Consider the following 1209-nt stretch of genomic DNA (forward strand, 5'->3'; position numbering starts at 1 on the left):
TAAGACTCCTGCATAACTGCCCAAAATTCAGCATAATCTGAGCATTGACGACAACACGGAGGTTGATCGATGTCTTTCTTTCAGATGGGTGCCGAGGAGCGCCTGAAGGGCAATCTGTTGATGAGCTTAAACGAGCTGATTGACTGGCAACGCATCGAACGCCTGCTGACGAAGATTCATAAGCGAGACTGGACCCGTGGCGGCGGACGTAACCCTTACCCTCCCATCCAGATGTTCAAAGTCTTGCTGCTGGCCAACTGGCACCAACTGAGCGACCAAGGTGTGGTCGACAGTCTTAAGGTTCGGCTCGACTTTATGCTGTTCTCTGGCTTCGACCTTGGCGCCCCACTACCGGACGAAAGCACCGTTGGTCGTTTCCGTAATCGGCTGTCTGATCTGGGTCTAGACAGAGAGCTGTTTGAAGAGATCAGCGATCAGCTGGAACGGCATGGTTTACAGATCAAAGAAGCCAGCATGGCGATCGTTGATGCCACCGTGATCGAGTCCGCTTGCCGCCCCAAGCGCTGCATAGAGGTAGCCGATGACCGCAACGAATCAAAGGACGATCAACCCAGCGCTAAGGTCAATTGAGTCGGCTGATCCTGATGCTCGGTGGCTGAAGAAGGGGAGCCGTTATTTCTTTGGCTACAAGGGGTTCGTAACGGTCGAAGAAAAGCACGGCTTCATACGCGGTCTGCATGTCACCCCAGCCAATCGCGCTGAGGTTAAGGAATTGGAAAATGCGGTACGCAATGCCGGCACCGTCAAAGGCCTTTATGCCGACAAGGGGTATGCCTCGAAAGCCAACAGGGCATGGCTAAACGAGCAGGGAATCACCGATGGCATCATGTACAACGGGTCTGCCGCCAAGCCGCTGGATGCGATTGAAAAACTGACAAATCGGATCATCAGCCAGGTCCGTTGGAAAGTTGAGCAGTGCTTTGGAACGCTCAAGCGCCGATTCGGATTTTCTCGTTCAAGGTATCGCACTGTAGAACGAGTTGAGTCGGAGCTGTACTGGAAATCGATTTGCTTCAACCTGCTGAAAGCGCAGCGTTTACTACGGGACAAGTGCGCCTGAAATACCGTATCTGGCGCTGCAAACCAGCGCCAGATGCCGAAAAACAGGGAGCTACAGCAGTTACTCGTAGCAAAGCTGGGGTTTGCGGGGAATACCGAGCGGTAGGCGCGGGTTACGCAGGAGTCTTA

The 1209-nt window shown here is 53.6% G+C and carries 2 protein-coding genes; both read left to right on the plus strand.

Annotated elements, in window-relative coordinates:
- Positions 1-69 precede the first annotated feature (69 nt).
- The gene (locus tag JGZ97_RS18035) at positions 70-591 is read left to right on the plus strand and encodes a transposase (RefSeq protein ID WP_207064099.1); all 522 of its coding nucleotides are present in this window, start codon (positions 70-72) and stop codon (positions 589-591) included.
- Entirely contained in the window at positions 542-1081 is a 540-nt protein-coding gene (locus JGZ97_RS18040; RefSeq protein WP_207064100.1) for a transposase, read from the plus strand. The genes JGZ97_RS18035 and JGZ97_RS18040 overlap by 50 nt, the downstream gene beginning before the upstream one ends.
- The last annotated feature ends 128 nt before the right edge of the window (positions 1082-1209 follow it).

The organism is Motiliproteus sp. SC1-56, assembly GCF_017309075.1.
Classification (GTDB): Bacteria; Pseudomonadota; Gammaproteobacteria; order Pseudomonadales; family Balneatricaceae; genus Motiliproteus.

Bases quoted from the DNA above. Each gene is read 5' to 3' on its own strand.
- JGZ97_RS18035 (WP_207064099.1), top strand. From the start codon at position 70: ATGTCTTTCTTTCAGATGGGTGCCGAGGAGCGCCTGAAGGGCAATCTG.
- JGZ97_RS18040 (WP_207064100.1), top strand. From the start codon at position 542: ATGACCGCAACGAATCAAAGGACGATCAACCCAGCGCTAAGGTCAATT.